This is a genomic window from Pseudomonas sp. LD120, from assembly GCF_009861525.1.
GTDB lineage: Bacteria > Pseudomonadota > Gammaproteobacteria > Pseudomonadales > Pseudomonadaceae > Aquipseudomonas.
The window spans coordinates 62601-88833 of the sequence record NZ_WVHL01000005.1 but is presented as its reverse complement, the minus strand read 5'-3'; the positions used below and the strand labels follow the sequence as shown (position 1 = coordinate 88833).

The 26233-nt window shown below is 61.8% G+C and carries 27 protein-coding genes; 15 read left to right on the top strand and 12 right to left on the bottom strand.

All coding sequences use genetic code 11. The features are described 5' to 3' along the window. Nucleotides 1–43 precede the first annotated feature (43 nt). Both prlC and PLD_RS14655 read left to right on the top strand, forming a co-directional pair. Entirely contained in the window at nt 44–2095 is a 2052-nt protein-coding gene (prlC, locus tag PLD_RS14660; RefSeq protein ID WP_159893869.1) for an oligopeptidase A, read from the top strand. Beyond that, nucleotides 2092–2370, top strand: a complete 279-nt coding sequence (locus PLD_RS14655) for a YheV family putative zinc ribbon protein (RefSeq protein WP_047290196.1) — start codon at nt 2092–2094, stop codon at nt 2368–2370. The genes prlC and PLD_RS14655 overlap by 4 nt, the downstream gene beginning before the upstream one ends. A 111-nt stretch (nt 2371–2481) precedes the next feature. On the opposite strand, the gene PLD_RS14650 is transcribed toward PLD_RS14655, so the two are convergent. After that, nucleotides 2482–3141: a dual specificity protein phosphatase family protein gene (locus PLD_RS14650; RefSeq protein ID WP_159893867.1), complete on the bottom strand. Its 660-nt coding sequence runs from the start codon at nt 3139–3141 to the stop codon at nt 2482–2484. 247 nt (nt 3142–3388) lie between these two features. Between PLD_RS14650 and PLD_RS14645 the strand changes: the two genes are divergently transcribed. Then, complete coding sequence (locus tag PLD_RS14645) at nt 3389–4447, top strand: PA0069 family radical SAM protein (RefSeq protein ID WP_159893865.1); 1059 nt, start codon at nt 3389–3391, stop codon at nt 4445–4447. Between the two features lie 242 nt (nt 4448–4689). Further along, a complete protein-coding gene (locus tag PLD_RS14640) occupies nt 4690–5424 on the top strand; it encodes a carbonic anhydrase (protein ID WP_159893863.1) in 735 nt (244 codons plus the stop codon). A gap of 102 nt (nt 5425–5526) precedes the next feature. Here the strand turns inward: PLD_RS14640 and PLD_RS14635 are convergent, their stop codons facing one another. Beyond that, nucleotides 5527–6177: a hypothetical protein gene (locus tag PLD_RS14635; RefSeq protein WP_159893861.1), complete on the bottom strand. Its 651-nt coding sequence runs from the start codon at nt 6175–6177 to the stop codon at nt 5527–5529. A 373-nt stretch (nt 6178–6550) separates the two neighbouring features. Here PLD_RS14635 and coxB point away from each other — a divergent pair, with 373 nt between their 5' ends. The 4 genes from coxB to PLD_RS14615 all read left to right on the top strand — a co-directional run bounded on the left by coxB (nt 6551) and on the right by PLD_RS14615 (nt 10943). Continuing rightward, complete coding sequence (coxB, locus tag PLD_RS14630; protein ID WP_159893859.1) at nt 6551–7678, top strand: cytochrome c oxidase subunit II; 1128 nt, start codon at nt 6551–6553, stop codon at nt 7676–7678. An 82-nt stretch (nt 7679–7760) separates the two neighbouring features. After that, nucleotides 7761–9356: a cytochrome c oxidase subunit I gene (gene ctaD, locus PLD_RS14625; protein ID WP_159893857.1), complete on the top strand. Its 1596-nt coding sequence runs from the start codon at nt 7761–7763 to the stop codon at nt 9354–9356. 108 nt (nt 9357–9464) lie between these two features. Next, the gene (locus tag PLD_RS14620) at nt 9465–10022 is read left to right on the top strand and encodes a cytochrome c oxidase assembly protein (protein ID WP_159893855.1); all 558 of its coding nucleotides are present in this window, start codon (nt 9465–9467) and stop codon (nt 10020–10022) included. Nucleotides 10023–10055: 33 nt separating this feature from the next. Continuing rightward, nucleotides 10056–10943, top strand: a complete 888-nt coding sequence (locus PLD_RS14615; protein ID WP_159893853.1) for a cytochrome c oxidase subunit 3 — start codon at nt 10056–10058, stop codon at nt 10941–10943. Between the two features lie 7 nt (nt 10944–10950). Here PLD_RS14615 and PLD_RS14610 read toward each other — a convergent pair whose 3' ends face one another. After that, complete coding sequence (locus PLD_RS14610) at nt 10951–11154, bottom strand: twin transmembrane helix small protein (RefSeq protein WP_092318205.1); 204 nt, start codon at nt 11152–11154, stop codon at nt 10951–10953. A gap of 70 nt (nt 11155–11224) precedes the next feature. Between PLD_RS14610 and PLD_RS14605 the strand changes: the two genes are divergently transcribed. The 5 genes from PLD_RS14605 to PLD_RS14585 are packed head-to-tail and all read left to right on the top strand — an operon-like array spanning nt 11225 to nt 15133. Beyond that, on the top strand, nt 11225–11965 hold the full coding sequence (locus PLD_RS14605; protein ID WP_159893851.1) for an SURF1 family protein: 741 nt from the start codon (nt 11225–11227) through the stop codon (nt 11963–11965). Beyond that, nucleotides 11931–12521, top strand: a complete 591-nt coding sequence (locus tag PLD_RS14600) for a hypothetical protein (RefSeq protein ID WP_159893849.1) — start codon at nt 11931–11933, stop codon at nt 12519–12521. Before PLD_RS14605 ends, PLD_RS14600 begins: the two co-directional genes overlap by 35 nt. Nucleotides 12522–12531: 10 nt before the next feature. Continuing rightward, nucleotides 12532–13611 carry a heme A synthase gene (locus tag PLD_RS14595; protein ID WP_159893847.1) on the top strand — a complete coding sequence of 360 codons (1080 nt, stop codon included), beginning with the start codon at nt 12532–12534 and terminating at the stop codon, nt 13609–13611. Next, on the top strand, nt 13599–14501 hold the full coding sequence (cyoE, locus tag PLD_RS14590; protein WP_159893845.1) for a heme o synthase: 903 nt from the start codon (nt 13599–13601) through the stop codon (nt 14499–14501). Before PLD_RS14595 ends, cyoE begins: the two co-directional genes overlap by 13 nt. Further along, on the top strand, nt 14498–15133 hold the full coding sequence (locus PLD_RS14585) for an SCO family protein (protein WP_159893843.1): 636 nt from the start codon (nt 14498–14500) through the stop codon (nt 15131–15133). The genes cyoE and PLD_RS14585 overlap by 4 nt, the downstream gene beginning before the upstream one ends. 206 nt (nt 15134–15339) lie before the next feature. Here PLD_RS14585 and PLD_RS14580 read toward each other — a convergent pair whose 3' ends face one another. The 7 genes from PLD_RS14580 to zur all read right to left on the bottom strand — a co-directional run bounded on the left by PLD_RS14580 (nt 15340) and on the right by zur (nt 20902). After that, on the bottom strand, nt 15340–16113 hold the full coding sequence (locus PLD_RS14580; RefSeq protein ID WP_159893841.1) for a MetQ/NlpA family ABC transporter substrate-binding protein: 774 nt from the start codon (nt 16111–16113) through the stop codon (nt 15340–15342). A 63-nt stretch (nt 16114–16176) separates the two neighbouring features. Further along, entirely contained in the window at nt 16177–16842 is a 666-nt protein-coding gene (locus PLD_RS14575) for a methionine ABC transporter permease (protein ID WP_159893839.1), read from the bottom strand. Next, a complete protein-coding gene (locus PLD_RS14570; protein WP_159893837.1) occupies nt 16842–17849 on the bottom strand; it encodes a methionine ABC transporter ATP-binding protein in 1008 nt (335 codons plus the stop codon). Before PLD_RS14570 ends, PLD_RS14575 begins: the two co-directional genes overlap by 1 nt. A gap of 247 nt (nt 17850–18096) precedes the next feature. Further along, entirely contained in the window at nt 18097–18816 is a 720-nt protein-coding gene (locus tag PLD_RS14565; RefSeq protein ID WP_159893836.1) for a PA5502 family lipoprotein, read from the bottom strand. A 37-nt stretch (nt 18817–18853) separates the two neighbouring features. Beyond that, on the bottom strand, nt 18854–19642 hold the full coding sequence (gene znuB, locus PLD_RS14560) for a zinc ABC transporter permease subunit ZnuB (RefSeq protein ID WP_159893834.1): 789 nt from the start codon (nt 19640–19642) through the stop codon (nt 18854–18856). Beyond that, nucleotides 19635–20420 (bottom strand): zinc ABC transporter ATP-binding protein ZnuC, encoded by a 786-nt coding sequence (gene znuC, locus PLD_RS14555; RefSeq protein WP_159893832.1) that lies wholly within the window; start codon nt 20418–20420, stop codon nt 19635–19637. The genes znuB and znuC overlap by 8 nt, the downstream gene beginning before the upstream one ends. After that, on the bottom strand, nt 20420–20902 hold the full coding sequence (gene zur / locus PLD_RS14550) for a zinc uptake transcriptional repressor Zur (RefSeq protein ID WP_159893830.1): 483 nt from the start codon (nt 20900–20902) through the stop codon (nt 20420–20422). The genes znuC and zur overlap by 1 nt, the downstream gene beginning before the upstream one ends. A 66-nt stretch (nt 20903–20968) precedes the next feature. Here zur and PLD_RS14545 point away from each other — a divergent pair, with 66 nt between their 5' ends. Further along, on the top strand, nt 20969–21889 hold the full coding sequence (locus PLD_RS14545) for a zinc ABC transporter substrate-binding protein (protein WP_159893828.1): 921 nt from the start codon (nt 20969–20971) through the stop codon (nt 21887–21889). Nucleotides 21890–21973: 84 nt separating this feature from the next. Here PLD_RS14545 and PLD_RS14540 read toward each other — a convergent pair whose 3' ends face one another. Both PLD_RS14540 and PLD_RS14535 read right to left on the bottom strand, forming a co-directional pair. Beyond that, a complete protein-coding gene (locus PLD_RS14540; protein ID WP_159893826.1) occupies nt 21974–22924 on the bottom strand; it encodes a homoserine kinase in 951 nt (316 codons plus the stop codon). Nucleotides 22925–22986: 62 nt separating this feature from the next. Continuing rightward, nucleotides 22987–23274: a DUF2782 domain-containing protein gene (locus tag PLD_RS14535; protein WP_159893824.1), complete on the bottom strand. Its 288-nt coding sequence runs from the start codon at nt 23272–23274 to the stop codon at nt 22987–22989. Nucleotides 23275–23348: 74 nt separating this feature from the next. Here PLD_RS14535 and polA point away from each other — a divergent pair, with 74 nt between their 5' ends. After that, nucleotides 23349–26141, top strand: coding sequence for a DNA polymerase I (gene polA / locus PLD_RS14530; RefSeq protein ID WP_159893822.1), 2793 nt, complete (start codon nt 23349–23351; stop codon nt 26139–26141). Nucleotides 26142–26233: the final 92 nt, after the last annotated feature.

Sequence of the window (26233 nt, the reverse complement as noted above, 5' to 3'; positions counted from 1 at the left end):
TAATTAAGATGGCGCAATGTTTCTTCCAGCCAAGGTGCCCACCGTGAGTGTGAACAACCCTCTTCTGCAGCCCTACGACCTGCCGCCGTTCTCGGCGATCCGCGCCGAGCATGTGCAACCGGCCATCGAACAGATCCTGGCTGACAACCGCGCCGCCATCGCTGAGATCCTCAAGACCCAAGCCACCCAGCCGACCTGGGCTGGCCTGGTGCTGGCCATGGACGAGCTGAACGATCGACTGGGCGCCGCCTGGAGCCCGGTCAGCCACCTCAACGCAGTGTGCAACAGCGCCGAGCTGCGCGAAGCCTACGAGGCGTGTCTGCCGGCCTTGAGTGCCTACTCCACGGAAATGGGCCAGAACCGCGAGCTGTTCCAGGCCTTCGACGCCCTGGCCAAGAGCCCGGAAGCCGCTGGGTTCGACGTGGCGCAGAAGACCATCCTCGAACACTCCCTGCGGGACTTCCGCCTGTCGGGCATCGACTTGCCGCCCGAGCAGCAACAGCGCTACGCAGAGGTACAAAGCCGGCTCTCGGAGCTGGGCAGCCGTTTCTCCAACCAGTTGCTGGACGCCACCCAAGCCTGGACCAAGCACATTACCGATGAAGCGGCCCTGGCCGGTCTGACCGATTCGGCCAAGGCGCAAATGGCGGCCGCCGCACAGGCCAAAGGCCTGGAAGGCTGGCTGATCACTTTGGAATTCCCTAGCTACTACGCGGTGATGACCTACGCCGAGGATCGTGCCCTGCGCGAAGAAGTCTACGCCGCCTATTGCACCCGAGCGTCGGACCAAGGCCCCAATGCCGGTCAGAACGACAACGGTCCGGTGATGGAAGAAATCCTCGACCTGCGTCAGGAGTTGGCCCAGCTCCTGGGTTTTGCCAGTTTCTCCGAGCTGAGCCTGGCCACCAAGATGGCCGAGTCCAGCGATCAGGTGCTGAGTTTCCTGCGGGACCTGGCCAAGCGCAGCAAGCCTTTTGCCGCTCAGGACCTGGAACAACTGCGGGCTTATGCCGCCGAACAGGGCTGCGCTGACCTGCAAAGCTGGGACAGCGGTTTCTACGGCGAGAAGCTGCGCGAACAACGTTACAGCGTGTCCCAGGAAGCCCTGCGCGCCTACTTCCCCATCGACAAGGTGCTGAGCGGGCTGTTCGCCATTGTCCAGCGCCTGTACGGCATCGAGATCGCCGAGCAGACCGGCTTCGACACCTGGCATCCGGATGTTCGCCTGTTTGAAATCAAGGAGAACGGCCAGCACGTCGGGCGCTTCTTCTTCGACCTTTACGCCCGCGCCAACAAGCGTGGCGGAGCCTGGATGGACGGTGCCCGCGATCGTCGTCGCACGGTTGACGGTGTGTTGCAGAGCCCGGTGGCCAACCTGGTGTGCAACTTCACCCCGGCCGACAGCGGCAAGCCTGCACTCTTGACCCACGACGAAGTCACCACCCTGTTCCACGAGTTCGGTCACGGTTTGCACCACTTGCTGACCCGGGTCGAGCATGCCGGTGTTTCCGGGATCAACGGCGTGGCCTGGGACGCGGTCGAACTGCCGAGCCAGTTCATGGAGAACTGGTGCTGGGAGCCGGAAGGCTTGGCGTTGATCTCCAGCCACTACGAGACCGGTGAGCCGCTGCCCCAGGACCTGCTGCAGAAGATGCTGGCGGCGAAAAACTTCCAGTCCGGGCTGATGATGGTGCGCCAACTGGAGTTCTCCCTGTTCGACTTCGAACTGCACGCCACCCATGGCGATGGCCGCAGCGTGCTGCAAGTGCTGGAAACCGTGCGCGACGAGGTCTCGGTGATGCGTCCGCCGGCCTACAACCGCTTTCCCAACAGCTTTGCCCACATCTTCGCCGGTGGTTACGCCGCGGGTTACTACAGCTACAAGTGGGCGGAAGTGCTGTCGGCCGATGCCTTCTCCAAATTCGAGGAAGACGGCGTGCTCAACCCTGCCACCGGACGGGCGTTCCGTGAGGCGATCCTGGCCCGTGGCGGCTCCCAGGAGCCGATGGTGCTGTTCGTCGATTTTCGCGGACGGGCGCCGTCGATTGACGCACTCTTGCGCCACAGCGGCCTCAGCGAGGACGCGGCAGCATGAGTGACGCACCCGTGAAGACCAAGAAACGCTTTATCGCCGGGGCGGTGTGCCCGGCGTGCAGTGAGCAGGACAAGCTGATGATGTGGAGTGAGGACGACGTACCCCATCGCGAGTGCGTGGCCTGTGGCTACTCCGACACCCTCAACGAGCAGGGCCTGTCGGTGCCCAAGGAGCTCGGGACCCGGGTCAACAGCGCGACGCCCAAGGTGGCCGACACCAAGGTGCAATCGGTGCAGTTCTTCCCCAACCCCAAGTTGAAGAAAAAAACCGATTAAGGGTGCAAGAAGAAGCCGGCTCCTGTGCGGGAGCCGGCTTGTCGGTCAAGCGCTTTGCCTTGCTTGCTTTCGTCCGCACGGTGGTTTGTGGCCACCTTGAGCGGCGAGCCTTCAGTGACTCAGTGGCTTGGTGGCCGTCACCGTCTCGAACCAGCTCTTCACCGAACAGGTGGCGAACACACTGGTGCTGCAATCGCCATTGGCCAGCGCGGTGCGCAGTTTGTCGATATCCGCCTGCATCATGTAGCGAATGCCATCCTTAAAGTGGGAGCTGTCGCCAAACCCGCCTTCGGTCATTTCATTCAGCGCATCTTCTTTGCTCCATCCCTGAATCACTACTCGATACATCGCCGACATCAAGCCGGTGCGGTCCGAGCCATGCTTGCAGTGCATCAACACCGGGCCTTGGGCTTCAGCGGTCTGGATCGCGCGTAGGACTTTGAGCACATCGGCGTCATCCACATGGTTGGTGCGATAGGGCAACTGCACTTGGTTGATGCCCGAAGCGCTCAGCCAATGAGCGTCGGACTCCGGCAGAAAATTGATCACTGTGCCGACCTTGAGTTTTTCCAACAACGCCAGCGCGTCTTTGTCCGGCAGGGCACTGCGATACAGTGTTGGCGACATTTCATACAGGTTGTACTGTTTTTCCACTGGCTGGGCCCACTGTTCCGGGCGGCTGCTGGGGGCGTCGGCGGCGTGGGCCTGTGGCCCTGCGAGCAGTGCCAGCAATGTCAGGCACAGTGCAGGAAACAATCGAATTCTGAACATGGACGGGTCACTGGGTGGGATTCAATACTTCAAAGTGTGTGCTTTTCTCGGTCAAAGCTCTGTGAGGCGTCTGTCAAAGAAACGTGAACCTAAACGACATCCCCGCGCGGCAAGCCGGACACGTGCCAGCACCATATGAGCAGGTGGTGTAACGCGGTTCGACAAAGGCTGGGTTTCGGTCCGGCGGTGCTGGTCAGATAAATCTGGCTCCATTACTGTATGTGCATACAGTCATGGAGCGCTGCTTATGTTCAGCCCTTTACCGTCTCGTGGTCGCGGCACCGCGAGTAACCCGCACAATCGCTTCGCCCCCCGGCATTCGGTGGCCGAGGACGATGGTTGGTACCAAGAGGTGCCGCTGACCCAGGGCACCGAGGTGCGGTTTGAAACGGCCAAGTCGATCATCACCCGCAACAGTTCGCCGGACCTGCCCTTCGACCGTTCGATCAATCCGTATCGCGGCTGCGAGCATGGCTGCATTTATTGTTATGCGCGGCCCAGTCACGCGTACTGGGATATGTCGCCGGGGCTGGACTTTGAAACCAAGCTAATCGCCAAGAGCAACGCCGCGGCGCTGCTGGAGCAGCAACTGTCCAAGCCGGGTTATCGCTGCGCGCCAATCAACCTGGGTTCCAACACCGACCCGTATCAGCCCATCGAGCGTGAGCAGCAACTGACCCGGCGCACCCTGGAAGTACTGCTGCGCTATCGGCATCCGGTGACCATCGTCACCAAAGGCTCGTTGATCCTGCGCGACCTCGACTTGCTGACGGAATTGGCGCAGCGGCGGCTGGTGGCGGTGATGATCAGCCTGACCACCCTGGACGATGAGCTCAAGCGCATTCTCGAACCGCGGGCGGCAGCGCCCAAGGCGCGTTTGCGGGCGATCCGGGTGATGCGTGAGGCCGGCATCAAAGTGGGAGTGCTGTGTTCGCCGATGATTCCGATGATCAACGACAGCGAATTGGAAAGCCTGCTCAGTGAGGCTCATGCCGCCGGGGCGCAAAGTGCGGCGTATATGATGCTGCGCTTGCCCCTGGAGGTGGCGCCGCTGTTCGAGGAGTGGCTGGCGGCGCATTATCCGCAGCGCGCGGCTCATGTACTCAGCCTGATCCGCCAGAGCCGTGATGGTGAGCTTTATGACAGTCGCTTTGGCAGCCGCATGCGCGGTGAGGGCCCTTTCGCCGACCTTCTGGCCCAGCGCTTCGCCAAGACGCTCAAGCGCCTGGGGCTCAATCGTCGCGAGGGTTTCGACCTCGACTGTTCGGCCTTCTGTCCGCCGGGCGGGCAGATGTCGTTGCTGTGAGGAACATTGGCCTATCGTTGAATAGCCAGCACGGAGCGTCGAGGTACCCTGGTCACTTTTTGGTATCGCCCAGCGCGGCGTTCCAGAGCGTTTCATTCAATTTGAGTCAAGGTTTCAGGGCTGCCTTGTTCATCAAGTGACTTATGGGTCACGCTTGGCCATCCGCTCGACTTTTAATCGAGCGCTGGCGTCGTGCCGGATAATTCTGGAAAATTCATCAAATCCGACAGAGAGGCTGAAGCATGAGTGACAAGGATAAACAGCCGTTGGCTGCGTCGGCTCCCGCACCCAGCGAGGCCGCCGAAACCGCCGATGCAGCGTTGCAGCATATCGTTGACGGCTTTTTGCATTTTCATCATGAAGTCTTCCCGCAGCAGGAAGAACTGTTCAAAAAGCTCGCTACAGCACAGCGTCCGAGGGCAATGTTCATTGCCTGCGCCGATTCGCGCATCGTTCCCGAACTGATTACCCAAAGCTCCCCCGGCGACCTGTTCGTGACCCGCAACGTGGGCAACGTAGTGCCGCCTTATGGGCAAATGAACGGGGGTGTTTCCACGGCGATCGAGTACGCGGTGCTGGCCCTTGGGGTACACCACATCATCGTTTGCGGCCATTCGGATTGCGGCGCCATGCGTGCGGTGCTCAACCCGCAAAGCCTGGAGAAGATGCCCACGGTCAAAGCCTGGCTGCGTCACGCTGAAGTGGCGCGGACCATGGTTCATGAAAACTGCGCTTGCGCCGACGAGTCGTCCAGCATGCATGTGCTGACCGAGGAGAACGTCATCGCTCAGTTGCAGCATTTGCGCACCCACCCCTCGGTGGCCTCGCGCATGGCCAACGGCCAATTGTTCATCCACGGCTGGGTCTACGACATCGAGAGCAGTTCGATCAAAGCCTACGACGCGGATAAAGGTTGCTTCCTGCCGCTTGATGGCACCCTGCCGATTCCTGTGGCGACGCCTAAAGCGCGCTTCTGAGTCTTCCTGAATCTCTGTCGGCGTCAGGACCGCTATTGGCGCGGTGCGGCGTGGCCCCCTCACCACAAGGCTCGGTTCGAGCCTTGCTGGTGAGGCGTGAGGTCAGGCGGCGGGCTGGTCGAGTTCCAGTTCCACGCCCAGTTGGCGCGACAGGCAGGGCCAGCGCTTCCAAGCGTTTTCGGTGTCCGGGCTGCTGAGTTTGTCGCGGTAGGTTTCCACCGATTCCAGGGCGAAGCTGTCTTCGTCGAGCATGGCGTCGACGGCGTGATGCACGGCTTCGTCCAGTTGGTTGGCGAAGGACTCGCCGATCAGTTGGTGGGCGATGAGGTTGGCGACTGTCATGTCCAGAGGGATCAGCGGACGGCCGAAGTGCTTGATGTACAGATCGTTGACCTCTTCCACCAGGCGGTGGGCCAGGTAGGCTTCGTCCAGCAGGCTGTCGAGGCCTACGTGGCCTTCCATGATGGCCGGGGGTTGGAGGAAGAATTGCTCGGCGATCTTCAGTACCGGTTTGATCTGCGATTCGATGCCGGCTTCACGGGCAACGGCGTTGGCGGCGTCCAACAGGTCGGGAACCTGGTCGATGTAGGCCCTGACGAAGCGGGTCATGACGCCCTCGGCATCGACTTCGGGCAATTGGATGGCGGGGTGCAGGTGAGGCAGTTGGGTTTTCAACTGCTGGGTCAGCAGACCGGTGCTGGCTTCGTGTTGCTGGGCCAGTTGGATCTGCTCGCGCAATGCGGCGGTGTTCATGAAAACTCCAGGGAACAAGGGCAAATGATTAGGGAAGACATAAGTTAGCGTGCTTACAAAATCGGCTAAGACGCATTTGTAATAATTATTTCATGCTTAGTCATCAGGGTTATATCGCTTTGTGTATGGGCCATCCTGACCCCTCCAGTGCCGTGGCTTACACCTTCCTTTTCCAGTGTCTCAGCTCATTTACGCCACCGCGTTGCGAGGTGAGAGTCGCTGTCTATACTCGCCAAGGAATGAAGTTAGCTGATGACGCTCGACTGCAAACGCAGCGAGGCCCCGGCCGGTTTAAGTTCGTAGTCTAGGCAGCCGCTCCCTTGCCGCAGGTGTTGAGCCTCCGGGATAACAAGAACGATAAGGGGAACCCGCAATGATGCGACATCCACCTGTTTGGATGGGCCTCCTGTTGTGGTCGGTATTCAGCCAGGCGCAAGCCGCCTGGACGGTGAATATGACGCCTGGGGCGACCGAGATAAGCCACGCGGTATTCGACCTGCACATGACCATCTTCTGGATCTGTGTGGTGATCGGGCTCATCGTCTTCGGCGCGATGTTCTGGTCGATGATCGTGCACCGTCGCTCCACCGGCCAGGTCCCGGCCCGCTTCCACGAAAGCACCACGGTGGAAATCCTCTGGACCATCATCCCCTTCCTGATCCTGGTGGCCATGGCTGTCCCGGCGACGGCGACCCTGATCAAGATGTACGACACCAGCGAGCCGGACGTGGACATCCAGATCACCGGCTACCAGTGGAAGTGGCACTACAAATACCTGGGCCAGGATGTGGAGTTCTTCAGCAACCTGGCCACCCCCGCCGAGCAGATCCACAACAAGAGCGCCAAGGGCGAGCACTACCTGCTGGAAGTCGACCAGCCCCTGGTGCTGCCGGTGGGGGCCAAGGTGCGTTTCCTGGTGACCGCCGCCGACGTGATCCACTCCTGGTGGGTGCCGGCCTTCGCGGTCAAGCGTGACGCCATCCCGGGGTTTGTCAACGAAGCCTGGACCCGGGTCGACAAGCCCGGCATCTACCGTGGTCAGTGCGCCGAGCTGTGCGGCAAGGACCACGGCTTCATGCCGATCGTGGTCGAGGTCAAGAGTCAGGCCGACTACGCCACCTGGCTGGGCGAGCGCAAGGCCGAGGCTGCCCAGCTCAAGGAGCTGACCAGCAAGGAATGGACCCTCGACGAGCTGGTGGCCCGTGGCGACAAGGTCTACCACACCACCTGTGTCGCCTGTCACCAGGCGCAAGGCCAGGGCCTGCCGCCGATGTTCCCGGCCCTCAAGGGCTCGAAGATCGCCACCGGGCCCAAGGGCGATCACTTGAATATCGTCCTTCACGGCAAACCGGGGACTGCCATGGCGGCCTTCGGCAAGCAGTTGTCGGAAGTCGACATCGCCGCCGTCGTCACTTACGAGCGCAACGCCTGGGGCAACAACAAGGGCGACATGGTCACGCCAAAAGAAGTGCTGGCGCTGAAACAGGCGGAAAGCCAATGAGCCGGCTTATTGGGGATTTCCGCAACCGCTCGGGGTGCAGTGTCCCTGGGCGTCCAGCCCACCCGTTTGCAGGAGACAGGGCATGAGTGCAGTGATTGATGACCACGGCCACGCCGGCCATGATGACCACGCCCATGGTCCCGCCAAGGGCCTGATGCGCTGGGTGCTGACCACCAACCACAAGGACATCGGCACCCTGTACCTGTGGTTCAGCTTCGCGATGTTCCTGCTGGGCGGCTCGTTCGCCATGGTGATCCGCGCCGAGCTGTTCCAGCCCGGGCTGCAGATCGTCGAGCCGGCGTTCTTCAACCAGATGACCACCATGCATGGCCTGGTGATGGTCTTCGGCGCGGTGATGCCGGCCTTCGTCGGCCTGGCCAACTGGATGATCCCGCTGATGATCGGCGCCCCGGACATGGCCCTGCCGCGGATGAACAACTTCAGCTTCTGGCTGCTACCGGCGGCCTTCCTGCTGCTGGTCTCGACGTTATTCATGCCCGGCGGCGGGCCGAATTTCGGTTGGACCTTCTACGCCCCGCTGTCCACCACCTACGCCCCGGAAAGCGTGACCTTCTTCATCTTCGCCATCCACCTGATGGGCATCAGCTCGATCATGGGCGCGATCAACGTGATCGCCACCATCCTCAACCTGCGTGCCCCGGGCATGACCCTGATGAAGATGCCGCTGTTCGTCTGGACCTGGCTGATCACCGCGTTCCTGCTGATCGCGGTGATGCCGGTGCTGGCCGGTTGCGTGACCATGATGTTGATGGACATCCACTTCGGCACCAGCTTCTTCAGTGCCGCCGGCGGTGGCGACCCGGTGTTGTTCCAGCACGTGTTCTGGTTCTTCGGTCACCCCGAGGTGTACATCATGATCCTGCCGGCCTTCGGTGCCGTCAGCTCGATCATCCCCACCTTCAGCCGCAAGCCGCTGTTTGGCTACACCTCGATGGTCTATGCCACCGGGGCGATTGCCTTCCTGTCGTTCATCGTCTGGGCGCACCACATGTTCGTGGTGGGCATCCCATTGGTGGGCGAGCTGTTCTTCATGTATGCCACGTTGCTGATCGCGGTGCCCACCGGGGTCAAAGTGTTCAACTGGGTTAGCACCATGTGGCAGGGGTCACTGACCTTCGAGACGCCGATGCTGTTCGCCGTGGCCTTTGTCATTCTGTTCACCATCGGCGGCTTTTCCGGACTGATGCTGGCCATCGCCCCGGCGGACTTTCAGTACCAGGACACCTACTTCGTGGTGGCGCACTTCCACTACGTGCTGGTGCCGGGGGCGATCTTCGGGATCTTTGCCTCGGCCTATTACTGGTTGCCCAAGTGGACCGGGCACATGTACGACGAAACCCTGGGCAAGCTGCACTTCTGGCTGTCTTTTGTCGGCATGAACATGGCGTTCTTCCCCATGCACTTCGTCGGGCTGGCGGGCATGCCGCGGCGGATTCCGGACTACAACCTGCAGTTCGCCGACTTCAACATGGTGTCCTCCATCGGCGCCTTCACCTTCGGCGCGACGCAGATTTTCTTCCTGTTCATCGTTATCAAGTGCATTCGCGGCGGCAAACCGGCCCCGGCCAAGCCGTGGGAAGGGGCCGAAGGGCTGGAGTGGAGCATTCCATCGCCGGCGCCGTACCACACCTTCGTCACCCCGCCGGAAGTGAAATGAACAGTTCTGCAGGAGCGAGCTTGCTCGCGAAGGCGTCGGGCCAGGCGATAGAACGCATTGCCCGGTTCGCCAGCAAGCCGGCTTCTACAGGTTGGGGAGGACGTTGAGATGGCCGAGATCTCGCTGAAGAAGCTGGTGACCCGCCTGTTGCTGGTAGTGACGGCGATGTTTGTCTTCGGTTTTGCCCTGGTGCCGATCTACGACGTGATGTGCAAGGCCCTGGGAATCAACGGCAAGACCGGCGGGCAATACGCGGATCAAGGGCAGCAGGTGGATGAGTCGCGCCAGGTGCGGGTGCAGTTCCTGTCCACCAATGCCATCGACATGGTCTGGGAGTTCTACCCCAAATCCGATGACATCGTGGTCCATCCGGGAGCGGTCAACGAGATGGTCTTCATCGCCCGCAACCCCAGCGATCACCCGATGAGCGCCCAGGCCATCCCGAGCATTTCCCCCAGCAGCGCCGCCATGTATTTCCACAAGACCGAGTGCTTCTGCTTTACCCAGCAGGTGCTGCAGCCCGGAGAGAAGATCGAAATGCCGGTGCGGTTCATCGTTGACCGCGACATGCCCAAGGATGTGAAGCACCTGACGCTGGCTTACACGCTGTTCGATATCACCGCGCGTCATCCACCGGTGGCGGTTGCCGCCAAGACCGGTGGATAGACGATCTGGCGTGCCCGATAAGGAGAACAACCCATGGCGACTCATGAGCACTATTACGTTCCTGCCCAGAGCAAGTGGCCGATCATTGCGACGGTGGGCATGTTCGTCACCGTGTTCGGCCTGGCGACCTGGTTCAACGACCTCAAGGCGGCGCGCCCGGAATCCCATGGCCCGCTGATCTTTTTCGTCGGTAGCCTGCTGCTGGCCTACATGCTGTTCGGCTGGTTTGGCGCGGTGATCAAGGAAAGCCGCGCGGGCTTGTACAGCGCTCAACTGGACCGCTCGTTCCGCTGGGGCATGAGCTGGTTCATCTTTTCCGAAGTGATGTTCTTCCTGGCCTTCTTCGGCGCGCTGTTCTATGTGCGACACCTGTCCGGGCCCTGGCTCGGCGGTGAGGGGAACAAGGGCATCGCCCATATGCTCTGGCCGAACTTCGAGTTTGTCTGGCCCCTGCTCAACAACCCCGACCCTAAACTTTTTCCATCGCCCACGGGCACCATCAGCCCCTGGGGCTTGCCGCTGCTCAACACCGTGCTGCTGGTCAGTTCCAGTGTCACCGTGACCATCGCCCACCATGCCCTGAAGAAAGGCCATCGTGGTGCGCTGAAGATCTGGCTGGCGCTGACCGTGCTGCTGGGGTGCGCCTTCCTCGGCTTCCAGGCCGAAGAGTACATCCACGCCTATCACGAGCTGGGCCTGACCCTGGGGTCGGGGATCTACGGCGCCACCTTCTTCATGCTCACCGGTTTCCACGGCGCCCACGTGACCATCGGCACCTTGATTCTGTTTGTGATGCTGATACGCATCATGCGCGGGCATTTCGACGCCGAGCATCAGTTCGGCTTCGAGGCGGCCAGTTGGTACTGGCACTTCGTCGATGTGGTGTGGATCGGCTTGTTCGTTTTCGTCTACGTGCTCTGAGTCGCCCTTACCAGGGGGCGTGGGACACCAGCTGGCCGCTGAAGAAACCCCAGGCGATCAAGCCCACGGTGATCGCGGCCAGGCACACCCGAACACTCAGGGCGGTCACCAGACGCTTGGATTGACTGTCGTCCTTGACCAGAAAGAACAAGCCGCTGAACAGGCTGATCACCGTGGCAATCAGCATCAGGACGATGGCTGCTTTGAGCATGGTGGGACTCCGGGGGGAACGCGATGTACAGCAGTATAGCGAGTGGATTTCTCAACCTTGCGGGCCGCCCATGAAAGGCTTCCGGCCCGGCGTCGTGCCGACCTTGTTGGTGCTGTTGCTGCTGCCGGTGCTGATTTCCCTGGGCTTCTGGCAACTGAGCCGTGGCGAGCAGAAGCGCCAATTGCTGACCAGCTACGCCGAGCGCCGCGTGGCCGAGCCGGTGTCGTTGTTCGAGTTGCTGGCGGTCGAGGACCCCGCCTTTCGCCGGGTGCGCCTGCACGGTCATTTCGATGCCGATCACAGCCTGCTGCTGGACAACCGCCTGCACGACGGCAAGGTCGGGGTCGAGTTGCTGCAACCCTTCCTCGATCAGGCCAGCGGGCGCTGGTTGCTGGTCAATCGTGGCTGGCTGCCCTGGCCCGATCGGCGCACGCCTGCGGCATTCAGCACCCCGGAGCAGAGCCTGAGTCTGGATGCCTGGGTCTACGTTTCTCCGGGCGCGGCGTTCCAACTGCAGGCCGACCCGGCGGCTGCGCGCTGGCCACGCTTGATCACCGCCGTGCACCCGGAGGCTCTCTGGGCTGAGCTTGGCCGCAGCGGCTTCAACCATGAAGTGCGTCAGGAGTCCGGTGCTGGCGCCTACCTGACCGCGTGGCCGGTGGTGGCCATGGGGCCGGAAAAACACCTGGGCTATGCCGTGCAGTGGTTCGCCATGGCCCTGGCCCTGCTGCTCCTCTATCTCTATTTCGGTTGGCACAACGCACGGGAGAACCGCCATGGGAACGGCCATGAATCCACCCAACACCTCTGACGCCCAGGTGCCCAATCGGCGCCGCGGCCGTTGGCAACTGGTGCTGATCCTGCTGATGGTGATCGGCCCGATGATCCTCGCCACTGGCATGTACAAGCTGCAGTTCTGGGTGCCGGAAAGCCGCAGCTATCACGGTGAATTGATCGGCAATGGCCAGACCCGCGCGCAGATCGGCGTGCAGTCCGAGGAGGATCGCTGGCAGATCCTGGTCACGGCCCCCAAGGCGTGTGATGCCGATTGCCAGCAACTGGTGTACCTGGCGCGGCAGATCCAGGTGGCCCTGGGCCGCGATGCTTCGCGGGCCAGCCATGCCCTGGCCAGCGCCCAGCCGCTGAGCGCCGAATACCAAGCCAGGCTGCAGCGCGAGTACCCGCAGTTGCAACGCTACCCCCTGGACCTGGCGACCTATGCCAAAGGCGTCAACGACAAGGACGCGCCGCAGCTGTGGATCGTTGATCCCCACCGCAATCTGGTGTTGCGCTACGACGCTCGGGTCAAGGGCAAGGACCTGCTCAACGACCTGCGTCACCTGCTGAAACTGTCGAACATCGGATAAGGGCATCGTCATGGCCAAACCTGGATTTCGCCTCGCGTTGTTGGCCACTTTGCTGGCTCTGATCGTGGTGCTGCTGGGCGCCTACACCCGGCTGACCCACGCCGGCCTGGGCTGCCCGGACTGGCCCGGCTGCTACGGCTTTATCAGCGTGCCGAACAGCGAAGCCCAACTGGCCCATGCCGAACTGCATTTTCCCGACACCCCGGTGGAAGCCCACAAGGGCTGGAACGAGATGATCCACCGCTATTTCGCCGGCACCCTGGGGCTGTTGATCGTGTTGCTGGCGGCCCGCGCCTGGAGCCATCGCCGGCATCCCGGGCAGCCGCTGAAGCTGCCGCTTTTCCTCCTGGTCGTGGTGTTCGCCCAGGCGGCCTTCGGCATGTGGACGGTGACCCTCAAGCTCTGGCCTCAGGTGGTCACCGCGCACCTGCTGGGCGGCTTTGCCACCTTGAGCCTGCTGTTCCTGCTGACCTTGCGCCTGTCCGGCGTGCTGCCGGCGCTGATCGTGCCGCGGCGCCTGCAATACTGGGCCACGGCCGGGCTGGTGCTGGTGATCGGGCAGATCGTCCTGGGCGGCTGGGTCAGCTCCAACTACGCCGCCGTGGCCTGCATCGACCTGCCCACCTGCCATGGCCAGTGGTGGCCGAACATGGATTTCGCCAACGGCTTTCACCTGACCCAGCACATCGGCCCCAACTACTTGGGCGGACAATTGGACAGTGACGCCCGCACCGCCATCCACATGACCCACCGGGTCGGTGCGGTGCTGGTGACCCTGGTGTTGCTGGGGCTGGCCTGGCAACTGCGGCAGACCGGCATGACCCGTCTGGCCGGGCTGGTGCTGCTGGCCCTGAGCGCGCAGATCAGCCTGGGTCTTAGCAACGTACTGTTCCACCTGCCCCTGCCGGTGGCGGTGGCGCACAACGCCGGGGGCGCTGCGCTGCTGCTGACCTTGGTGCTGGTCAACTATCACGCCCGTACCAGCCTGGTGCAGGCCCGGGATCGCCTGTCCCTGGGCTGGCGTCTGAGCCCGCGCAAACAGGTGGCCGGTCCCATCACCATCAAAGGAGAAATGCCATGGCGACTCTGATCAGCGAACGTCAGCAGCCCCGGGCGATCTGGCGTGATTATCTGGAGCTGACCAAGCCCAAGGTGGTGGTGTTGATGCTCATCACCTCCCTGGTGGGCATGTTCCTCGCCACCCGCGCCGGGGTGCCCTGGACCGTGCTGGTGTTCGGCAACTTGGGTATCGCCCTATGCGCAGGTGGCGCGGCGGCGGTGAACCATGTGGTGGACCGGCGCATCGACGCGCTGATGGCCCGGACCCACAAACGGCCCTTGGCCCAAGGCCGGGTTTCACCCCGGGCGGCCTTGGCGTTCGCCCTGTGCCTCGCGTTGGCCGGGCAAGCGCTGCTGCTGGCGTTCACCAATCCGCTCACGGCCTGGCTGACCCTGGCGTCCCTGCTGGGTTATGCGGTGGTCTACACCGGCTTTCTGAAGCGCGCGACGCCGCAGAACATCGTGATCGGCGGGCTGGCTGGCGCGGCCCCGCCGCTGCTGGGCTGGGTCGCCGCCACCGGGCACCTAAGCGCCGAGCCGCTGCTACTGGTGCTGATCATTTTCGCCTGGACCCCGCCGCACTTCTGGGCCCTGGCCATCCATCGCAAGGAGGAGTACGCCAAGGCCGATATTCCGATGCTGCCGGTGACCCACGGCGAGCATTACACCAAGGTGCACATCCTGCTCTATACCTTTGCCCTGCTGGCGGTGAGTCTGCTGCCCTATGCCATCCACATGAGCGGCGTGCTGTACCTGGTGTGCGCCCTGCTTCTGGGCGGGCGCTTCCTGCAATGGGCCTGGGTGCTGTACCGTGGCACTCGGCCGCACGCGGCGATCAACACCTTCAAGTACTCTATTTATTACTTGTTCCTGCTGTTCATCGCCCTGCTCGTAGACCACTACCTATTGTTGAACCTATGACTCGAACTCAGAAAACCGTCTTTATTCTCGTTGCCCTGGTGGCCCTGGTCCTGGGGCTGACCGTCAACAAAGTACTGTCCGGCAAGGGTCAAGGCGACCCCACGGCACTGATCGACGCCGGCATCATCCTGCTGCCCCAGAGCCGCACGCTGCCGGCGGTGAAGATGCTCGATGAGGACGGCCAGCCCGTGATGATCGATGAGTTGAAGGGCAAGTGGTCGCTGCTGTTCTTCGGCTACACCTTCTGCCCGGACATCTGCCCCACCACCCTCGCCCAACTGCGGCAGATCAAGAGCGAGTTGCCCAAGGAGGCGGTGGACAAGCTGCAGATCATTCTGGTCAGTGTCGACCCCGGTCGCGATACCCCGGCGCAGCTCAAGCAGTACCTGGGCTACTTCGACAAGGACTTCCAAGGCCTGACTGGTGCCTCGATTGAAGACCTGCAGAAACTTGCCAATGCGGTGAGCATTCCCTTCATTCCGGCGGACACCAGCAAGCCCAACTACACCGTGGACCACAGCGGCAACCTGGCGGTGATCGGCCCGGACGGTCGCCAGCGGGGTTTTATCCGCGCGCCACTGAATAACCAGAAGCTGGTGGCCCAGTTGCCGGTGATGTTGCAGCGCCAATAACGCGGCATGCTTGAACCGTTGAACCGTTGAACCGTTGAACCGTTGAACCGTTGAACTGCTGCACCCTGTAGCCGTTGCCGCAGGCTGTGATCGGCCTCGAAGAGTGAGGCCCCCCTAAGGCGCTCCGCGCCTTATCGCAGCCTTCTGCAGCGGCTACAAACAAAACGGGGCGCCCTAAGGCGCCCCGTTTGTGTTTCAGCTACCGATCAGAACGCCGGCACAATCGCGCCTTTGTACTTCTCGAGAATGAATTGCTTCACTTGCGGACTGTGCAGGGCCGCGACCAGCTTCTTCATGGCGTCCGAATCCTGGTCGTCAGGACGGGCCACCAGGATGTTCACGTAAGGCGAGTCTTTACCTTCGATCACCAGGGCATCCTTGGCCGGGTCCAGCTTGGCTTCCAGAGCGTAGTTGGTGTTGATCAGCGCCAGATCGACCTGGGTCAGCACACGCGGGATGGTGGCCGCTTCCAGTTCACGGAACTTCAGGTCTTTGGCGTTCTCGGTGATGTCCTTGACGGTGGAGAGAATGTTGTTGGAGTCCTTGAGCTTGATCAGGCCGGCCTTGTCCAGCAGCAACAGGGCGCGACCGCCGTTGGTGGCGTCGTTGGGGATCACCACGGTGGCGCCGCCTGGCAGTTCGGAGAGTTGCTTGTACTTGCTGGAGTAGGCGCCCAGCGGCTCGATGTGTACGCCCGCGACGCTGACCAGTTGGGTGCCTTTGGCCTTGTTGAACTCATCCAGGTACGGCTGGTGCTGGAAGAAGTTGGCGTCCAGGCGTTTCTCGGCCACTTGCACGTTGGGCTGCACGTAGTCGGTGAAGACCTTGACCTTCAGGTCCACGCCTTCTTTGGCCAGGGCCGGTTTGACGAATTCCAGGATCTCGGCGTGGGGCACCGGTGTGGCGGCCACGGTCAGGGTTTCGGCGGCGTGCGCGGAGAACGCGGCAACGGCTGCGAAAGCGACGAGTAGTTTTTTCATCGAACAAGCTCCTTGTAAGTCGCCCGACCCCGGGCGCCTGCCGGCCGGGGCCGGTGTTTATATTTATTTGCGGGAAAAGTGCACCACCAGCTTATCGCCAACGGTTTGCAGAACCTGAACCAATACCAGCAGCAACACGACGGTGACCACCATGACATCGGTCTGGAAACGCTGGTAGCCGAAGCGGATCGCCAGGTCGCCCAGGCCGCCGGCACCGACAACGCCGGCCATGGCGGTGTAGGACACCAGGGTGATCGCGGTTACGGTGATCGCGGCAAAGATGCCTGGACGGGCTTCCGGGAGCAACGCGTTGGTAATGATCTGTCGGGTGCTGGCGCCCATGGACTGGGTGGCCTCGATGATGCCGCGATCCACTTCACGCAGCGCGGTTTCTACCAGGCGGGCAAAGAACGGTGTAGCGCCTACCACCAGCGGTGGAATGGCCCCGGCGACCCCCAGCGAAGTGCCGGTGATCAATACGGTGAAGGGGATCATCACGATCAGCAGGATGATGAATGGCAGCGAGCGCAGGATGTTGACGATCAGCGACAGCAGCGCATACAGCGACTTCTGCTCCAGCAACTGGCGCGGGCTGCACAAAAACAGCAACACCCCCAGGGGCAGGCCCAGCAGTACGGTGAACAGCAGCGAGCCGCCGAGCATCATCAGGGTGTCACCAGTGGCCAGCCAGATTTCCAGCCAGTCGATGTTGGCGAAGAAGGTATCCATCAGCGCAGCACCTCCATGTGGACATCCGCCGCGGTGAAGCGGGCGAAGGCCGCTTCCATGTCACCGCCGGTGATGGCCAGGGTCAGTTGCCCATAAGGGGTGTCTTTGATGCGGTCGATGCGTCCGGCGAGGATGCTGTAGTCGACCCCGGTCTCCCGGGCCACGGTGCCCAGCAACGGTGCGTAGGTGGCATCGCCCTGGAACGTCAGGCGTACGATGCGCCCCGGTACGTGGGCGAAGTCGTCGCGTTGCTCGCTTTCGTCGATTTGTTCGTCCTCCTGGACGAAGCGCTTGGTGGTCGGGTGCTTGGGGTGCAGGAACACCTCGGCCACCGAACCCTGCTCGACGATTGTGCCGGCATCCATCACCGCCACTTGGTCGCAGACGCGACGGATCACGTCCATTTCGTGGGTGATCAGGACGATGGTCAGGTTCAGCTCACGGTTGATCTCTGCCAGCAGTTGCAGGACCGATGCGGTGGTCTGCGGGTCCAGGGCGCTGGTGGCTTCGTCGCACAGCAGGATCTTCGGTTTCGTGGCCAGGGCGCGGGCGATACCGACACGTTGCTTCTGGCCACCGGACAACTGTGCTGGGTATTTCTTCGCGTGGTCGGCCAGGCCAACCCGCTCCAGCAACTCAGCCACTCGGCGTTGGATGTCGCTGCGCGACAGTTCGCCGGCCAGGGTCAGAGGCAGGGCGACGTTGTCGGCTACGGTCTTGGAGGACAGCAGGTTGAAGTGCTGGAAGATCATCCCGACCTGTTGCCGGAAGCGGCGCAGGCCATTGGCATCCAGCGCGGTGACTGCTTCGCCGTCGACGATGATCGTGCCGCCGCTGGGATTCTCCAGGCGGTTGATCAGGCGCAGCAGGGTACTTTTACCCGCGCCGGAATGACCGATCAGGCCGAACACCTGGCCATTCTCGACCCGAAGACTGGTCGGGTGCAGGGCGGGGATATCCTTACCGGCGACCCGGTAGGTTTTATGGACGTTTTGAAACTCGATCACGTAGCGAACCTTGTGGGGCGCGTTAGAAAAGGATCAGCGGTTAGCCGGGCGCGCATTTTAGCCTGTCCGTATAGAGGTTCTTAGCATTTATTTCGCGATCATCCTGCCATTTGGCAATAACGCGATCAAAGGTCATCAACAAGGCGCCCAGCACTGGCGCTGACAGGAAAGTGGCAGGTAGCAGCTGCTCGGGAGCCGCCACCACGGCTCCCGGGCTGGAAGCGGATACGCGAGGGCGCGCCTCACCTCACTGGGGCTTGCGCGGACTCAGCACCATCTGCGCCGGTACATGGCGCACGATCTGCCGACTGATCTTCTGCTCGAAGCCCGGGTCGAGCTTCTTCACCCGCTTGCCGAGCAAGGTCGACAACCAGGGGTAATCCTCGGTACGAGGCACCTGAATGCTCACATCACACTGATAATTCACCACATCGGCGGCCAAGGCATCGAGTTGCCGACGCAGCGTTTGGATATTGCGGGTGTCCAGGGCAATGGTGGTGCTTTCAGCGGCCGGGTCGATCAGCTTGGCTGGCGCACGGGCCTCGGCAGCCTTGAGCGCGGCTTCGGCTTGATCCAGCTCGGCTTTGCGTGCATAGGCAATGGCATTGTTGACCCCGCCGGTCAGTGCCGGCGCCTTGGGCATCAATGCCCGGGCACGACTCAGAGCGGTAGCGGCGGCATTCACATCGCCTTTTTGCAGAACGATCTGGCTGCGCTGCAGATAGGCTTCGGCCACTTGCCGCTGGTATTGCACCAGCTGCGGGTCGTCAGGCGTTTGTGCCTGCAATGCGCTCAATTGATCTTCGGCGGTGGCCAGCTCGTTGCTGGCGATGTTTTGTTCCAGCTGCGCGATGGCCGTGGCCCGCGCATCGGGGACCTGGGTGGTCGCCGGTGGCGTGCTTTGGCAGGCCCCCAGCAGCAGGGAAAATGCGACAAGGAGCAGATAACGGGAGGCGAACGGCTTCATTCCTGCGACTCTCTAATTGCGCAAAAAGCGAGCAAGTCTACACCCCTCGACGGGGCAGAACAAAACTCAGCAGAAACAATGCGGCGGCCACGACCACGATCGACGGCCCGGCGGGGGTGTCCTGGAACCAGGACAGCGCCAGCCCGCCGCACACCGCAAGCATGCCCAGCACACTCGCGCCGAGGGCCATTTGCTCCGGCGATCGGGCGTGTCGCTGCGCCGCCGCGGCCGGGATGATCAGCAGCGAAGTGATCAGCAGTACCCCGACAATTTTCATCGCCACGGCAATCACCACGGCGATCAGCAGCATCAGCGCCAGGCGCAGCGAGGCCACGGGCAGCCCTTCGACCTTGGCCAGTTCTTCATGCACGGTGATGGCCAGCAGTGGGCGCCACAGCGCCACCAGCAGTAACAGTACCGCTGTGCTGCCGCCGAGGATCCACGCCAGGTCACCGGGGCTGATCGCCAGCAGGTCGCCGAACAGGTAGGCCATCAGGTCGATCCGCACTTCATGCATGAAGCTTAGTACCACCAGGCCCAGAGACAGGGTGCTGGGGGCAAGAATTCCCAACAGCGTGTCGGATGCCAGGGGCTGGCGCTGTTGCAGGGTCACCAGCAGCACCGCTAGCAGCAGGCAGCCTACGGTGACCGCCACCGCCGGGCTGATATCCAGCAGGAATCCCAGGGCTACGCCCAAAAGCGCGGCGTGGGACAGAGTGTCGCCAAAGTAGGCCATGCGCCGCCAGACCACGAAGGACCCCAAGGGACCTGCAACCACTGCCAGGGCCAAACCTGCGAGCAGGGCGTAAAGCAGAAAATCAGCCATGCTTGCAGTTTTCTCCATGGACATGGGCGTGGCCCGCGGCGGGCTGGGTGATCACCGAACCATGCAGGTCATGGGCGTGATCGTGATGGTGGTGGTAGATCGCCAGGCTTGGTGCGTTCTTGCCAAACAGCTCGACAAAGGCCGGATCGCCACTGACCTGCTCGGGGTGCCCGGAGCAGCAGACGTGCCGGTTCAGACACACCACCTGATCGGTGGTGCTCATCACCAGGTGCAAGTCATGAGAGACCATCAGCACACCGCAGCCATGACGGTCCCGCAGGCGAGTAATCAGGCTATAGAGCTCGGCCTGGCCGGCGACGTCGACGCCTTGCACCGGTTCGTCGAGCACCAGCAGCTCAGGCTCGCGTAGCAGGGCCCGGGCCAGGAGCACGCGCTGCATCTCGCCGCCGGAAATGCTTTGCACCGGGCTGTCGATCACCTGTTCGGCGCCGACTTCCTTGAGAGCAGCCAGCGCTCGACGGCGATCAACCCCCGGCACCAGGCGCAGAAAGCGCAGCACCGATAGCGGCAAGGTCGGGTCGACATGGAGTTTTTGCGGCATGTAGCCGACCCGCAGCTTGGGTTTGCGCCAGACGCTACCACTGTCGGGTTTGAGCAGGCCGAGTACGGCGCGCACCAGCGTGGTTTTGCCGGCGCCGTTGGGGCCGATCAGGGTGACGATCTGCCCAGGTTCGACGCTGAGCTGGATGTTATCCAGCACGTTCTGCCCGGCAAAGGTCACCCCGACCTGATCGAGGCGGATCAACGCAGTGCTCATCAAGCCCCCTGGCAGCCCGAGCAGAGCCCGACCACTTCGACAGTCTGGCCCTCGACCACGAAACCGACATCACGGGCGCTGGTGACGATGGCATCGCTGATGGATTTCTGTTCGAGTTCGATGGCGGCGTGACACTCGCGGCAGATCAGGAACTGACCTTGATGCGCGTGTTCCGGGTGGTTGCAGCCGACAAAGGCGTTGAGCGAAGCAATGCGGTGCACCAGGCCGTTTTCCAGGAGGAAATCCAGCGCCCGGTACACCGTTGGTGGCGCGGCGCGGCGACCGTCCTGCTCGCTGAGCACGGCGAGAATGTCATAAGCCCCCAAAGGCTTGTGGCTTTGCCATACCAGTTCCAGCACCCGTCGGCGCAGGGCGGTCAGGCGCAGGCCTTGCCGAGCGCACAGGGCATCGGCCTCAGACAGTGCGTTGTGCACGCAGTGAGAGTGGTCGTGTGGACGGCTGGCGAGGGGTGTTTTAGGCATGAGCGGCGACGAGGTTTGTGAGAGACGTTATTATGTTACCCGTTCTCGCCTCTTCGAGTGTTCATCGTGCCCAGACTTTTTCGCCTTTTTGTCGCTTTTACTCTCAGCTTGCTCACGATCGGTTCGGCCCAGGCTGACGTTCGTGTCCTCACTAGCATCAAGCCCTTGCAACTGATCGCTGCGGCGGTGCAGGACGGTGTGGCGATTCCGGAGGTGCTGTTGCCGCCGGGGGCGTCGCCGCACAACTATGCGCTGCGCCCTTCCGATGTACGCAAGGTGCAGAGTGTTGACTTGCTGTACTGGATCGGGCCGGACATGGAAGGCTTTCTGCCGCGAGTCTTGAAGGGACGCAGCTTGCCGTCGGTAGCGGTGCAGGACCTGCCAGGCTTGAAGCTTCGCTATTTCACTGCGGATAGTCACTCGCACGCTGAAGATAGCGACGAACATGATCACGATCATCGTCCTGGCTCGCTGGATGCGCACCTCTGGTTGTCGCCGGTCAACGCTCGGGTGATCGCCACTCGCATGGCTGCCGACCTGAGCGCCGCCGATCCGGCCAATGCCGCACGTTACCAGAGCAACCTGAAGGCTTTCAGTGCGCGCCTGGATGCCCTGGACAGCCGCTTGAAGGCGCGTTTGGCGGGGATCGTGGGCAAGCCTTATTTCGTCTTCCATGAGGCGTTCGACTACTTCGAGGATGCTTATGGCCTCAAGCACACCGGGGTGTTCAGCGTGGCGTCCGAGGTCCAGCCGGGTGCCCAGCACGTAGCGGCCATGCGGGCAGAGTTGCAGCAGGTCGGTAAGACGTGCGTGTTCAGCGAGCCGCCTTTGCGTCCACGTCTGGCTGAAACGCTGGTGGCTGGCCTGCCGGTGCAACTGGCGGAGTTGGATGCGTTGGGTGGCTATACGCCAGCGACAGCGCAGGGGTATGAGCAAGTGCTGGAGAAGTTGGGAAATGATCTGGCCGGTTGCCTGGAGCAGCTTTAAACCGGACTTTCTTGCATGGCGTGTAGCGTGGACCAGTCGGCCGCTCCAGGTGTTCTGTAGCGGCTGGCTTGCCTGCGAAGGGGGTCAGATGGCGAATGGCAGCGCCAGGTTGACCTGTTGCCGCTGGGTCAGGCGTTGCTGGAACTCCATCGGATCGTGAATCAGCACGTCCTGGCCGGCGAAGCTCTCGGCGGCAATCAGCCGCGACAGCCAGAAACGCACGCAGGCTATCCGCAGCATCGTCGGCCAGAGCTCGGCCTCGGCCGCGGTAAAGGGCCGCAGCGCCGCATAAGCACCTAGCAGCGCTCGGGCCCGGGGCCCATCGATCATGCCTTCGGCATCAGAGCACCAATCGTTCAGGGCAATGGCTATGTCGTAGAGCATCGGTCCCGAACAGGCGTTGTAGAAGTCGATCAGACCGGTCAGGTGGGTGCCTTCGAACATCGCGTTGTCGCGGAACAGGTCCGCGTGGATGTTGGCCCGAGGCAAGGCCAGGATCTTGCTCTTTTGCTCGGCGATTTCATCCAGCGTCCGCTGCAGCAGGTCTTGAGCGGGAGCATCCAGGTGCGATAACAGCTGCGTGCCCTCTTCCTGCATCCAGTCCAGGCCACGATCGGTCTTGCGCTTGATCATGTTGTCCTTGGTGGCCACGTGCAGATGGCCAAGCAGTTCACCGACCTGGGCGCAATGTTGGGCGTTGGCTTGCTTGATGTGCTTGCCCGCCAGGCGTGGTTGCAGCAGTGCCGGCTTGCCCGCCAGCTCACGCAGGGCCACGCCGTCGCTGGTACGTAGAGCATAAGGGACCGGCAGATTGGCTTGGTGCAGCACGTCCAGCAGTTCGATGAAGAACGGCATTTCCTGGACGGGGCCACGTTCTACCAGGGTCAGGACGAACTCGCCCTGTTCCAGGCTGATGAAGAAATTGGTGTTTTCGCTACCAGCGGCAATCCCCTGGAAGTCAAGCAGGCGGCCGAGCCCATAAGGGGCGAGAAAGGTTTCCAGCTCGGGCCGAGCCAGGGGGGTAAACACAGACATGGTTAAAAACTGCCAGTACGGGCGCCGCTATCGAGCCGGCGCCAATTGAAGTCGAGAGTGTTTTACCACTCAAAGATTTTCCACGAAGGGATCAGCATATCCGGTTGATCCGAACGGATGAAGTTGCCGTCGGAGCCATCCGCGCGCACCAGGAAGTAGGGTTTGCCGCCCTTGGGGGTGACCTTGATGGCGTACAGAAAGCCATTTTGCCGGTACTCCTGGATGGTCTTGTCGCCTTCCGTGCGAATGGTGACTTGCGGGTCCGCTGACGGCGCATCTTCTGCGGCGATCACGGCCATTGGAGCGATTGCAATCAAGCCGGCCAGCAGCAAGCGATTTAGTGTGCGCATGATAACCTTGTCCCTTTGTCGTCAACGGTCCCGCTATTCTAGCGCCGGACCCGCCGAAAAGGTTGATCCTGCTCATGAGCCAAGCCCCCCTCGTCCTGGTGGACGGTTCTTCATATCTGTACCGTGCATTTCACGCGTTGCCACCGCTGACCACGTCCCAAGGCCTGCCTACCGGCGCGGTCAAGGGTGTGCTGAACATGCTCAAGAGCCTGCGCAAGCAGTACCCCGACAGCCCGTTCGCCGTGGTCTTCGACGCCAAGGGCGGGACCTTTCGCGATGACATGTACGCCGAGTACAAGGCCAACCGCCCGAGCATGCCCGACGACATGCGGGTGCAGATCGAGCCTTTGCATGCCAGTGTGATCGCCCTGGGGTTTCCGTTGCTGTGCGTGGAAGGGGTCGAGGCCGATGATGTGATCGGCACTCTGGCCCGCAGCAGCGCGGCGGCAGATCGTCCGGTGGTGATCTCCACTGGCGACAAGGACATGGCCCAGTTGGTGGATGGGCACATTACGCTGGTCAACACCATGTCTGGTAGCAGCATGGATGTGGAAGGCGTGAAGGAGAAATTCGGTGTCGCTCCCGAGCAGATCATCGATTACCTGGCACTGATGGGCGATTCTTCCGACAACATTCCAGGTGTGCCGGGCATTGGTCCGAAGACCGCCTCTGGCCTGCTGGTAGGGGTCAACGGTGGTTTGAAGGAGCTCTACGAGCAACTCGATATGGTACCGACCTTGCCAATCCGCGGCGCCAAGAACCTGCCGGCCAAGCTCGAAGAGCACAAGGAGATGGCCTTCCTCTCCTACCAGTTGGCGACCATCAAGGTGGACGTGCCGCTGGATATCGGGCTCGACGACCTGCACCTGGGCGAGCCGGATCGCGAGAAGCTGGTGGAGCTCTACAGCCTGCTGGAATTCAAGAGCTGGCTCGACGAATTGCAGCGTGATGCCAAGCGCGTCGAGCTCAGTGGTGCCGAGACGGCGCCGGCCGCCGCGTCGCAATCGCCGGCAGCAGAACTGCCACCGCTTGAACTGCAGTACGAAACCATTCTCGATCAGAAGCGTTTTACTGTCTGGCTGGAGAAGCTCAAAAGCGCCAAGCTGATGGCCTTCGATACCGAGACCACCGGCATCGATGCCCAGCAGGCGCAGCTGGTGGGTTTGTCCTTCTCGGTCAAGGCTGGCGAGGCCGCCTACATCCCGTTGACTCATTCATACTTGGGCGCGCCAGAGCAACTGGATCGCGATACCGTGTTGCTGGCCCTGAAGCCGTTGCTGGAAGACCCCAAGCTGCTCAAGGTCGGTCAGCACGCCAAGTTCGACATGAACATCCTGGCCAATTGCGCGATTGGGGGCGATCAGGCCAACGGCATCACCGTGCGCGGCATCGCATTCGACACCATGCTCGAATCCTATGTGCTCAACTCCACCGCCACCCGGCATGACATGGATAGCCTGGCGCACAAGTACCTGGATCACCGTACCGTGAGTTTTCAGGATATTGCCGGCAAGGGCGCCAAGCAGCTGACGTTCGATCAGATCCCCCTGGAGCAGGCCGGGCCTTATGCCGCCGAAGATGCTGATGTGACCTTGCGTTTGCACCAGACGCTCTTCGAAAAACTGACGGCCATCCCGAGTTTGGCCAGCGTGCTCACTGATATCGAAATGCCTCTGGTGCCGGTTCTGGCGCGCATCGAGCGTCAGGGGGCCTTGGTGGACGACAAGCTGCTGGGGATACAGAGCATTGAGCTGGGCGACAAGATGGTGGCCCTGGAGCGCGAAGCCTTCGAAATTGCCGGTGAGGAGTTCAACCTGGGCTCGCCCAAGCAACTGGGCGCGATCCTCTACGACAAACTCGGCCTGCCGGTGCTGAAGAAGACCGCCAAGGGGCAGCCATCCACCGCTGAAGAGGTGCTGGCCAAGCTTGCGGAAGACGACTATCCATTGCCGCGGGTGCTGATGCAGTACCGCTCCATGAGCAAGCTGAAAAGCACCTACACCGACCGCCTGCCGGAGCAGATCAATCCGCGCACCGGGCGCATTCACACATCCTATCATCAGGCGGTGGCATCCACTGGTCGGTTGTCGTCCAGCGATCCGAACCTGCAGAATATTCCTGTGCGCACCGCCGAGGGACGACGTATCCGCCAGGCCTTTATCGCCCCGGCCGGCTACAAGCTGCTGGCGGCGGATTATTCGCAGATCGAGTTGCGGATCATGGCGCACTTGTCCCGGGATGAAGGTTTGCTCAATGCCTTCCGCAATAATCTGGATGTACACACGGCTACCGCGGCCGAGGTGTTCAAGGTCGAGCTTGAGGACGTTACGTCCGATCAGCGTCGCAGTGCCAAGGCCATCAACTTCGGCCTGATCTATGGTATGGGCGCACAGAAACTGGGCAAGGACATCGGGGTCGACACCAAGCAGGCCAAGGCTTACATCGACACCTATTTCGCCCGTTATCCCGGGGTTCGCGAGTACATGGAGCGCACCCGCGCCCAAGCGGCCGATCAAGGGTACGTGGAGACCATCTTCGGTCGTCGCCTGTATCTGCCGGAGATCAACTCCAACAAGCCGCAAGAGCGTGCCGGCGCCGAGCGCACGGCGATCAATGCACCGATGCAAGGTACGGCGGCGGACATCATCAAGAAGGCCATGGTGGCGGTGGACGGCTGGCTGGAGTCTTCGGGACTGGATGCTCGGGTCATTCTTCAGGTGCACGACGAACTGGTACTGGAAGTGCGAGAGGACTTGGTGGATCGGGTGCGCGAAGAGATTCGTGGCTACATGAGTGGTGCTGCGACGCTGGATGTACCGTTATTGGTGGAAGTCGGCGTCGGAAATAACTGGGACGAGGCCCATTAAGGGTACTTTTCAGTGATTTTTGCCGCGGCATAGTGTCGCGGCGAAAACTGGCGAAGAGCTATTAGCACAGAAAATCTTATCGACTATTGCCA